The sequence below is a fragment of the Rhodovulum sp. PH10 genome (assembly GCF_000293785.1).
Taxonomy (GTDB): Bacteria; Pseudomonadota; Alphaproteobacteria; order Rhizobiales; family Xanthobacteraceae; genus Rhodoplanes.
The window spans coordinates 1-9,308 of the sequence record NZ_AKZI01000085.1 but is presented as its reverse complement, the minus strand read 5'-3'; the positions used below and the strand labels follow the sequence as shown (position 1 = coordinate 9,308).

11 protein-coding genes are annotated in these 9,308 nt (G+C 70.4%); 5 read left to right on the top strand and 6 right to left on the bottom strand.

Features of this window, described 5'->3' with window-relative positions:
• Nucleotides 1-46 precede the first annotated feature (46 nt).
• Entirely contained in the window at nt 47-565 is a 519-nt protein-coding gene (locus tag A33M_RS22475; RefSeq protein WP_008388367.1) for a response regulator, read from the bottom strand.
• A 369-nt stretch (nt 566-934) separates the two neighbouring features.
• On the opposite strand from A33M_RS22475, the gene A33M_RS14345 reads away from it, so the two are divergent.
• Nucleotides 935-2,638 (top strand): methyl-accepting chemotaxis protein, encoded by a 1,704-nt coding sequence (locus tag A33M_RS14345; protein WP_157223487.1) that lies wholly within the window; start codon nt 935-937, stop codon nt 2,636-2,638.
• A 315-nt stretch (nt 2,639-2,953) separates the two neighbouring features.
• On the opposite strand, the gene A33M_RS14340 is transcribed toward A33M_RS14345, so the two are convergent.
• On the bottom strand, nt 2,954-3,193 hold the full coding sequence (locus tag A33M_RS14340) for a hypothetical protein (protein WP_040620703.1): 240 nt from the start codon (nt 3,191-3,193) through the stop codon (nt 2,954-2,956).
• A gap of 14 nt (nt 3,194-3,207) precedes the next feature.
• The gene (locus A33M_RS14335) at nt 3,208-3,459 is read right to left on the bottom strand and encodes a hypothetical protein (RefSeq protein WP_040620701.1); all 252 of its coding nucleotides are present in this window, start codon (nt 3,457-3,459) and stop codon (nt 3,208-3,210) included.
• 425 nt (nt 3,460-3,884) lie between these two features.
• On the opposite strand from A33M_RS14335, the gene A33M_RS14330 reads away from it, so the two are divergent.
• Nucleotides 3,885-4,727, top strand: a complete 843-nt coding sequence (locus A33M_RS14330; RefSeq protein WP_157223486.1) for a hypothetical protein — start codon at nt 3,885-3,887, stop codon at nt 4,725-4,727.
• A 48-nt stretch (nt 4,728-4,775) separates the two neighbouring features.
• Here the strand turns inward: A33M_RS14330 and A33M_RS14325 are convergent, their stop codons facing one another.
• A complete protein-coding gene (locus A33M_RS14325) occupies nt 4,776-5,189 on the bottom strand; it encodes a DUF3830 family protein (RefSeq protein WP_008388363.1) in 414 nt (137 codons plus the stop codon).
• A gap of 194 nt (nt 5,190-5,383) precedes the next feature.
• On the opposite strand from A33M_RS14325, the gene A33M_RS14320 reads away from it, so the two are divergent.
• Both A33M_RS14320 and A33M_RS14315 read left to right on the top strand, forming a co-directional pair.
• Complete coding sequence (locus tag A33M_RS14320; protein ID WP_008388362.1) at nt 5,384-6,070, top strand: Crp/Fnr family transcriptional regulator; 687 nt, start codon at nt 5,384-5,386, stop codon at nt 6,068-6,070.
• Between the two features lie 153 nt (nt 6,071-6,223).
• Nucleotides 6,224-6,418 carry a YgaP family membrane protein gene (locus A33M_RS14315; protein ID WP_008388361.1) on the top strand — a complete coding sequence of 65 codons (195 nt, stop codon included), beginning with the start codon at nt 6,224-6,226 and terminating at the stop codon, nt 6,416-6,418.
• Nucleotides 6,419-6,761: 343 nt separating this feature from the next.
• Here the strand turns inward: A33M_RS14315 and A33M_RS14310 are convergent, their stop codons facing one another.
• Both A33M_RS14310 and petA read right to left on the bottom strand, forming a co-directional pair.
• On the bottom strand, nt 6,762-7,196 hold the full coding sequence (locus A33M_RS14310; protein WP_237718384.1) for a NifB/NifX family molybdenum-iron cluster-binding protein: 435 nt from the start codon (nt 7,194-7,196) through the stop codon (nt 6,762-6,764).
• 2 nt (nt 7,197-7,198) lie between these two features.
• The gene (gene petA / locus A33M_RS14305; RefSeq protein ID WP_008388359.1) at nt 7,199-7,744 is read right to left on the bottom strand and encodes a ubiquinol-cytochrome c reductase iron-sulfur subunit; all 546 of its coding nucleotides are present in this window, start codon (nt 7,742-7,744) and stop codon (nt 7,199-7,201) included.
• 302 nt (nt 7,745-8,046) lie between these two features.
• Here petA and A33M_RS14300 point away from each other — a divergent pair, with 302 nt between their 5' ends.
• The gene (locus A33M_RS14300) at nt 8,047-8,958 is read left to right on the top strand and encodes a sulfurtransferase (RefSeq protein ID WP_008388358.1); all 912 of its coding nucleotides are present in this window, start codon (nt 8,047-8,049) and stop codon (nt 8,956-8,958) included.
• Nucleotides 8,959-9,308 lie beyond the last annotated feature (350 nt).

The following is a 9,308-nucleotide window of genomic DNA, read 5'->3' as shown; positions in this document are numbered from 1 at the left end:
TCCAGCCGGGAATCCCGCCTCGGGAATCAATCAGCCGAATCCGGTATCAGACGACGAGGCGCAGCTCGGTCGGCGCGCGCAGCTCGCAGTCGGAGCCGCAGCAGCCGCACAGGCCGATCGAGATGCGGTGATGAATGAGGCCGAGCCGGCCGCGCAGCGCGATCGGATCGATCGGCTTGGTCAGCGGCGTGCAGACATTGAGGCCGAGACCGCGGGCGAGCGCCGCCGCCTCGCGCCGCTCCGCCGGCTCGCGGCCGCTGACGATCACGATCGGCACGTCGCTGCCGACCTCCGCCATCGCCTCGAGGACGTCGAAGCCGGTGCGCGAGCCGAGCCCGATGTCGAGCGTGATGCAGTCGAACCGGTGCGAGCCGAGCAAGAGCTCGGCGTCCTCCACCGTCGCCGCGCCGATCGCGGCGAATCCCGCCCGGTCGGCGACCCGGCAGACGATCGTGCGATGGGTCGGATCGTCGTCGATCACCAGGAGCGATTTGCGCGGCGCGCTTTTCGGCGGGGTCTCCGAAAAGAGGACGGGCGAGGGCTGCAGCTTCGGCGACGCGGACACGCTGTTCTCCTCGGCATTCTGCCTGACGACACGCCGGGCACGTTTCGTCGTTCGTTGTCCTCCGAAGTAATCGCCCAGGTGCAAACGAAAGGTTAGACGAGACGGACAGGCGGGATCAGCAGAAATGCTGAGAGGAGGAATGTACCTACGTGCCCGACCGGACAAGGATCTACGCACGACCTCGAAAAGTTTCGACGGGACGCGAGGGCCGTCCGCGCGGCGGGCGGCCGGCGTTCGGCCACCTAGACGAAAGTACGTAGGTGCGAACTCTCATTATGTGAGGTTTCTGAACCGAAAGAGGCGAGTTTTTAATGAGTTGCAGGCATTTCTCGGGACCGCAATTTCTGCCTTTTCCGGCTTCCGTTCGACATGAAAGTGGTCTCCATGCCGTTCTCGTTCCGTATGACCATCGGTCGCAAGATTTACGCCGCCATCGCGGTCGCCCTGCTCGGCCTGCTCGCGGTCGCGGTCGGCGCCGCCTACCAGACCGGCCGCACGCTCGAGACACAGAAGCGGATCGAGCTGACCCATCTGACGGAGATGGCGCTGGCGATCGTGCGGGAGGAGCACGCGGCGACGAGCCGGGGCGTGTCCGAGGCGGAGGCCAAGGCGCGCGCCGCCGCGCGGCTGGCGGCACTCCGCTACGGCGACGACGACTATTTCTGGATCAACGACATGCAGGTCCGGATGGTGATGCATCCGATCAAGCCGGCGCTGAACGGCACCGACCTGTCCGGCATCAAGGATCCGACCGGCAAGGCGCTGTTCGTCGCCTTCGTCGACACCGTGCGCAAGGACGGCGCGGGCTTCGTCGCCTATCAGTGGCCGAAGCCGGGCGCCGCCGCGCCGCAGCCGAAGCTTTCGCGGGTGGTCGGCTTCGCCCCGTGGGGCTGGGTGATCGGCACCGGCGTCTATGTCGACGACCTCGCCGCCCAGACCCGCGACGCCACCTGGACGCTGCTGCTCACCGCCGGCTTCGTGCTGCTGATCTCCGGCATCGTGTCGGCGGTGGTGGCGCGCCGCATCTCCGGGCCGCTGCGGGCGATGACCGGGACGATGAACCGGCTCGCCGGCGGCGATCTCGAGGTGGCGGTGCCTGGCGCCGGGCGGCGCGACGAGATCGGCGACATGGCGGCCGCGGTCGACGTGTTCAAGGCGAACGCCCTCGAGGCGCGCCGCATCGAGGCCGAGCACGCGGCGCAGGAGGCGCGCGCCGCCACCGCCCGCAAGGCCGAGCGCGACCGCCTCGCCGACGACTTCGAGAGCAAGGTGGCGATGATCGTCGACAGCGTGTCGGCCGCCTCGGTCGAGCTGGAAACCACCGCCGGCCTGCTCACCCGCACCGCCGAGTCGACCGAGACGCTCGCCGGCACGGTCGCCGCCGCCTCCGAGGAGGCCTCCGGCAACGTCAATGCGGTCGCCGCCGCGACCAACGAGATGGCGAGCTCGGTCGGCGAGATCAGCCGCCAGGTCCAGACGTCGAGCGGGATCGCCGCCGAGGCGGTCGGCCAGGCCGAGCGCACCGACGCCCGCATCACCGAGCTGTCGCACGCCGCCACCCGGATCGGCGACGTCGTCAAGCTGATCACCGACATCGCCGAGCAGACCAACTTGTTGGCCCTGAATGCGACCATCGAGGCGGCACGGGCCGGGGAAGCCGGGCGCGGCTTTGCCGTGGTGGCGCAGGAGGTGAAGGCCTTGGCCGGCCAGACCGCCAAGGCGACCGGCGAGATCGGCGGGCAGATCACCGCCATGCAGACGGTGACCCAGGATTCGGTGACGGCGATCAAGGAGATCGGCGGCACGATCGCGGCGATCGCCGAGATCTCGGGCGCGGTCACCGCCGCGGTCGACCAGCAGAACGAGGCGACCCAGGAGATCGGCCGCAACATCCACCGCGCGGCGGAGGGAACCTCCCGGGTCGCCACCAGCATTCTCGACGTGACGCGGGCGGCCGGCGAGACCGGCACCGCCTCGGTGCGGGTGCAGGCGTCGGCCGAAAAGCTCGCCGAGGAGAGCAAGCGGCTGCGCGCCGAGGTGCAGGCCTTCTTGAACAGCGTCCGGGCCGCCTGACCGCCGGCTTGCCGGGCGGTCGGCTTTGCCGGGCGGTCGGCTCGCCGGCGCGTGCGGTGGGCGGGTGGCGGGTGGCGGGTGGCGGCCGTCCGCATCATCGAAAGCCGCTCCCGTCGCCTCTCGATCGCGCCCCGACCGAATGGGACGAGTCCCCCCGGAAAAAAAGACGGCCGGGCGAGCGGTGCTCGACCCGGCCTTTCGCGACGATCTCTCGTCGAACGTTCCGACGGTGGAGAGGTCCAGCCCCGTGTCGCCCGACCTTCCGCCTTCGGTCCCCGCGCCTTCTGCGCGTTTCTTGTCCGCGTGCGTTGTGCGCTAGTCTTTTTGCGCACGCGGTGTGGGCGTCACGACGTCTCCGTGCCGGGCGCGCCATTTCGGTCCGGGCCCGCGCATGTAGTGCTTCTCGGGCCGGTAAGGGTCGAACAGGGCCGCGATCAGCGGCCGCACCATGTTTGCGAGCCAGGGCCTCGGCCCCGCGCGGCGATCGCGGCCGATGGGGCGTGCGGGCTCGCCGACGAGCCGGCCGATGCCGAGGACGGACGCGGACACGGACATGGCCGTCGTCCCCCTCAATGGGTCCGCAGCGCGGCCGGGAAGGCCGCACGGGCGGAGCGGCGGCGGCCGGGACGCAGCCGCATCGCCACGTCGAAATAGCCGTCGTGGCGATCGTTCGGCGCCACTTGCCGGGTGCCGCAGGTGCCGCACACCAGCATGACGACGCGCGGCGAACGATCGAAGGCGCAGCGAGCATCGGGCCGGGTCAGAACGTCGTCGCATACCGCGCAGGTCTCGACCGCATCGACAGTCTCGGGGGTGAACATCGGGGTCGTCCTCTTTCCCAACCGCCCCACCAGCTTCCATGGCACAGTGAAGCACCGGGCGAACTCGTCCGAAATCGGGATCAGCCCGCTCAGGATCAGCCCGATTCGGAAGACTGCTCAGTCGACTAGGACGAGACGAGGCGAGTTTTACCGAGTCGGAGGCGATGAATCGGCCCCACCCGTCCGGCCGATACCTCGGGGCGCGCGGCAGAACCCGCCCCGCGAGCCATGCGCCGGGCGGGCCGATGCGGCGGCGCTCCGCCACCACGCGGCCGCATGGCGCGGGGCCGCGACGTCCGGCCCCCTTGCGACGCGCCGGGATACCGTGACAAGTCATCCGGAACCATACGGGCTGCGACCATTGTGATGCCGTGGCGTCCGTCCTAACGTCCTTGCCGGAAGGGAGCGGCGGCGTGCCGCCGTAAGTGCCCGTGTTCGCAATCCTCGATGCGCTGAGAGACGCCCTCGCCACGGTGCTGCCGGCCGCGCTGGCGGAGTTTTTGGTGCTGGCCGCGCTGATCGTGGCGGCGGCGGCGGGAGCCGCGGCGCTGATGGTGGCGCCCCGCCCGCACTCGCGCGTGCTCGCGGTCGGCTACGAGGCGGTGGCGGCGACCCTGGTGCTGGCGCTGAGCTCGGCGCCGATCATCGCCACCTGGTGGTGGGGCCACAATCTGCTCGGCCTCGAGACCGCGGTGCTCGACGGGTTGCGCGATGCGCTCGCCCCCTCGCTCGGCCATCTGGCGATGCTGACGACCGCGCTCGGCTTCATGGCCGTGTCGCTTCTCGCCGCTTATGCCGTGTGGCGGCTCGCCCCGCCCAAGAGCGACGTGTTCGCCCGCCGCTTCCAGCGCTCGCTGGTGGCGATCCTCGCCGCCTCGCTGGCCAGCATCGCGCTGTTCGCGCTGTGGTGGCTGCACGTCAGCGGCCCGGACCGGGTGTCCGACCCGGCCGATCTCGAATCGGCGGTGATCGGCGTCGCGGTGGTGTGGATGATCGGCCTCGTCATCGCGCTGGCGCTGACGCTGGTCGGCTGGATCGTCGAGACCAATGTCGGCCGCATGCGGGTGGCGCTGATCGCCACCGCGGTGGTCGCGGTGCTGGTGGTGATCTTCGTGTGGACCGACATCCTGCCGCACGCGTGGAAGCGCGACACCGTGGTGATGCTGCTCGCCTCGCTGGTCGGCGCCTGGGTGTGGCTGTTCCACGGGCTCGGCCCGCGAAAGCTGCGGCTCGGCCTCGGCGCGCGGCATCCCCGCACGCCGCAGTGATTTTTCGGCCGGTCTCTGCGCCCGCCTCTGCCCTCGCTCGCGCCGCCGTCAGACGGCCTCGAAGCGGATCGGCTGGGCGCCTTCCCACAGCGCGAGCTTGCCCAGCGCGACCAAGTTCTCGCGGCCGGCGGTGAGCGTGAGGAAATGGTTGCCGGCGAGCTGGCCGACCTTGCTGGCGAACCGCACACCGCCATAGGCGAGCAGAATCTCGGTCTCGCTGATGCCGCCCGGATAGAGGATGATCTCGCCCGGCGCGGGGTAGCTGGTGGCGTTCTCGTAGTCGACGCCGAAGGAATAGTCGCCGAGCGGGATCCACACCCCCTCGCCGCTCCAGCGCACGTGCACCACCTTGCTGACGAACGGCAGCCGCGCGGCGAACGCTTCGCACGTCTTCGGCGCCGCCTCGCGCTCGAAGCGGGCCTCGAAGGTGAACGGGCCGGCGATGATCTTCAGGTCGCTCATGAGACGTCTCTCGCAAAGCTCGGGGGTTTCCGGTCCGCAGGATGGTGCGGCCGCGACGCTCCGCTTGGTAGCGGAGCCGCGCCGGCCGCGCCAGCCCGGTGCGCGCTTCGGCGCGAAGGCCAGGCGGCGGAGGCGGGACGGCGGAGGCGATGCGGCGGAGGCGGGACGGCACGGATTGTGGTAGAGATCGTCCGGTGAATGTGCACGACCCGATGAGCCGCTCCGACGAGGCATGGCTCGCCCTGTTCCCGCCGCTCGCGCGTCTTCCCGCCGACGAGCGCGCGCTCCTGTGTGCCCGAGCCACCCCGGTGAACCTGCCGGCCGACGCCACCGTGTTCGAGCCGAACGAGGCGTGCGGCTCGTTCCTGTTCGTGCGGACGGGTCGCATCCGGGTCTATCAGCTCGACGCCGACGGCAACGAGATCGTGCTCTACCGGCTGACGCCGGGGTCGATCTGCATCCTCACCACGATGGCGCTCCTGTCCTGCGACCGCTACAGCGCGTATGCCGTCACCGAGACGGCGGTCGAGGCGGTGGCGCTGCCCGAGCGCGCCTTCAACGACCTGCTCGCCCGCTCGGCCGCCTTTCGCAGCTTCGTGTTTCTCGCTCACGCCGAGCGGATGGCCGACCTGATGCGGGTGATACAGACGGTCACCTTCGAGTCGATCGAGACGCGCCTCGCCGCCCGCCTGCTGGCGCTCGCCGCCGACACCCGCGCTTTGTGGATCACCCACCAGCAGCTCGCCGCCGAGATCGGCACCGCCCGCGAGGTGGTGAGCCGACATCTGAAAACGTTCGAGCGGCGCGGCTGGGTGACGCTCGGCCGTGGCCGCATCGAGGTGAAGAACGCCGCCTCGCTGCGCGCCGCCGCCTCCTCCTGACGGTCTTTTCCACGGCTCTCCTCACGCCCTCGTGACGGGCGGGCGCGGCATCGTGCGCGCATCATCGTGACTTCGTCACAGACGCGTGCGGCGGCGCTCTCTAGTTTCCGGGTCATCCCCGAGGGAAACCGTAGAACCGAGCGAGGACTTGCCATGCTGGCGAAGAACATGGGTACGATGGATCGTCTGCTGCGCGCGATCGTGGGCGTGGCGCTGATCGCCTGGGCGCTGACTGGCGGCCCGATCTGGGCGTGGATCGGCGTGGTGCCGCTCGCCACCGCCGCGATGTCGAGCTGTCCGCTCTACTCGATCCTCGGCATCAACACCTGCGGCGCCGCCAAGGCCTGACGGCTCTCGTGCCGCCGGCTCTCGAGCCGGACGACAGTCTCGTGGCCGGGCCGACGCGCCGGCGCGCCGCATCCCCCCCGCGACGCGTCGCCCCGCGACACGGCGCGCGACACCAGAGATCGACGCCGCGATCTCTCGACCCACGACGAGACCACCCCGCATACGCCACCGACGACCGCCGGACGGGCCCATCCCCCCGCCCGGCGGTCGTTTTCTCGTCGCACGGCTCGCATGGCCGATCTTCTCGACCGTCCCGAACCAGAAAAGCCACGGGCCGGGACGCGGGCGAAAAACCTACATCCCGGCCCGTGGCCGAGAATGCATGCCGATCGGCAGGCGTCGATCAGTTGCCGCAGCTGCAGCAGCAGCCGCCCTCGCCGTGATCGTGGTCGTGGTGCTCGTGATCGTGGCCTTCGCCGTGACCCTCGTGCCCGTGCTCGTGCGGTGCCGCCGGCTCCAGCGTCCCGGCCAGATAATTCGCCACCGCCGAGGCCGGATCGAGCTCCGCCGTGGTGACCGCCTCGACGCCGTGCGCGGCGAGCCGCTGCACGAAGCCGGCGCCGGCGCTGCCGGCGATCACCGCCTTCACCGAGAACAGCGGATGGCCGCTCTCGCCCTGGAACTCGTGAATCGACTGCTCCATCGGCAGATCGAGCCGCTCCACCTCGCGCGGCGCCTTCCCGGCCTCCGCCTCGAACACGATGAAGCGACGGGCCTTGCCGGCATGGCCGGTCACGGTGCGGAAATTCTGGCTGGCGACGGCCACACGCACGGACATTCTCACGCGACTCCTTCGGGTTCGCCGATGCGGATCGTCGTGTCGTCCACGAAGGCGTAAGGCGGCACCGGCAGGTTGAGGGCGGCCGGTCCGTGGCGGACGCGGCCGGAGGCATCGTACTGCGACCCGTGGCACGGGCAGAACCAGCCGTCCCACTCGCCCTGATGGCCGAGCGGGATGCAGCCGAGATGGGTGCAGCTCGCATAGACGACCAGCCACTGCGCATGGCCGGCCTTCACGCGGTCGGCGTCCGACTGCGGATCCATCAGCGCCGCCAGCGGCGTCGCCTCTTCCTTGGCGATCTCGGCGGCCGTGCGATGGCGCACGAAGATCGGCTTGCCGCGCCAGAACAGGCTGACGATCTGCCCCTCGGAGATCGGCGCCAGATTGACCTCGATCGGCACGCCGGAGGCGATCGTCTCGCGATCGGGATTCATCTGATCGAGCAGGGGCCAGGCGGTCGCGGCCACACCGACCGCGCCGACGGCGCCGGTCGCGAGGAACAGGAAGTCGCGGCGATTGGGTTCGGGGGCGGTGATCGCGGTCATGGCGGATCCCTTCGAGTGCTATTCGCGGAAGACAATATTCATACTTCGACGATGAAGGTTATAACGTTATATTGCTCTCGAACCTGCAAAGGTCAAGGACAAATGCCCCTGCGCGTGCTCCCGGTGGCCGTGCAAAAGCGTCGCGGCGGGCGCTGGGGAGCGCCGGCCGGTGCGGAAGCGATCGCAGATCGCCCCGGCATTTCCGATGATCTCGATCAAAGACGCACGTATTCGCATATTTTAGTGGCTGCGGCGCGCCGCGTGCGTCGCCCGGCGCCTCGTACCCCGGTGCTCTCCCCGCCATGTCCCGACTTCTCGCGCTCCTCGCCCTGCCGTTTCTGCTGATCACCGCGCATCCCGCCGCAGCCGACATTCTCGATGCGAGCGGCGTCGAGCAGGCGATCGCACGCGGCGCGATCGTGTGGGACGTGCGGGAGCCGGCGGCCTATCGGCAGGGACATCTGCCGGGCGCGGTGACGGTGGACGGCGCGGCCGACATCCTGCGGCTGCCGACGCCGCGCGAGTTCGACGCGCTGGTGAGGGCCGAGAAGACCTTGTCCGCCGCCGGCATCGATCTCGGCAAGGAGGTCGTCGTCTATGCCCACCGCGGCAGCCCGGTCGCCTATGCGGCGCTCGCCGCGGTGCGCTATTTCGGCGGCACGCACGCCTCGGTCTTCCACGACGGCGTCGAGGGCTGGGTGGAAGCCGGCAAGCCGCTCGTCGCCGGAGAGACGCCGCGCACGCCGGTGAGCATCCGGATTCGGCCGAACACCGCGATGACGGTGACGACCGACGAGCTGATCGCCCGTGTGAAAAATCCCGACGTGCAAATCCTCGACGTGCGCACCCCGGCGGAATATGTCGGCCTCGACGTGCGCGGTCCGCGCGGCGGCCACGTGCCGGGGGCGGTCAACATCCCCTACGAGCAGAACTGGGTCGATCCCGACGCCGCCCAAAAGCTCGCACGGCGGCAGATCGCCGACACGAGCGGCATGGCGCTGAAGCCCACGGCGGAGCTGCGCAAGCTCTACGAGACGCTCGATCCGACCAAGGAGACGATCGTCTATTGCCAGAGCGGCAACCGCGCCTCGGAGACGTTCGGGATTCTTCAGGAGCTCGGCTTCACCAAGGTGCGCCTCTACAAGCTCTCCTGGTCGGCCTGGTCCGCCCGCCCCGACGCGCCGGTGGTGACCGGCTCCGCTCCGGGCCGTTGATTTTCAGCGGCGTCCGAATCCGAAACCACTCCCGAAGCGGAAAACGCCCCCCTCCGCGTGGCGGAGAGGGGCGTCGCATCATTCGGCAGGCAAGCCGCGCGGGCGGCGGACGGTGGCACGCGCACCCTCGGGGTCGGCGCCCTCGGGGTCGGCGCCCTCGGGCACGAGTGCCTCACCGCTCCCGGGCGGCCGGCGGGGCGTGCGGCGGCGCGGCAGTGCCGCCGGCGGCACCATGTGTCGCGGGACCGCGAGGCGGAGCACCGGTCGCGGCGGCGCCCGGCGACGGCGCGCGGGGCGCGGGCGACGTCGCGGTCGGAGCCGCACCGGTCGGCGGGGTGCCGGCGGGCGGC

Coding starts and splice junctions, on each gene's coding strand:
- A33M_RS14345 (WP_157223487.1), top strand. CDS start 935: ATGAAAGTGGTCTCCATGCCGTTCTCGTTCCGTATGACCATCGGTCGC.
- A33M_RS14340 (WP_040620703.1), bottom strand. CDS start 3,193: ATGTCCGTGTCCGCGTCCGTCCTCGGCATCGGCCGGCTCGTCGGCGAG.
- A33M_RS14335 (WP_040620701.1), bottom strand. CDS start 3,459: ATGTTCACCCCCGAGACTGTCGATGCGGTCGAGACCTGCGCGGTATGC.
- A33M_RS14325 (WP_008388363.1), bottom strand. CDS start 5,189: ATGAGCGACCTGAAGATCATCGCCGGCCCGTTCACCTTCGAGGCCCGC.
- A33M_RS14315 (WP_008388361.1), top strand. CDS start 6,224: ATGCTGGCGAAGAACATGGGTACGATGGATCGTCTGCTGCGCGCGATC.
- A33M_RS14310 (WP_237718384.1), bottom strand. CDS start 7,196: ATGTCCGTGCGTGTGGCCGTCGCCAGCCAGAATTTCCGCACCGTGACC.
- petA (WP_008388359.1), bottom strand. CDS start 7,744: ATGACCGCGATCACCGCCCCCGAACCCAATCGCCGCGACTTCCTGTTC.
- A33M_RS14300 (WP_008388358.1), top strand. CDS start 8,047: ATGTCCCGACTTCTCGCGCTCCTCGCCCTGCCGTTTCTGCTGATCACC.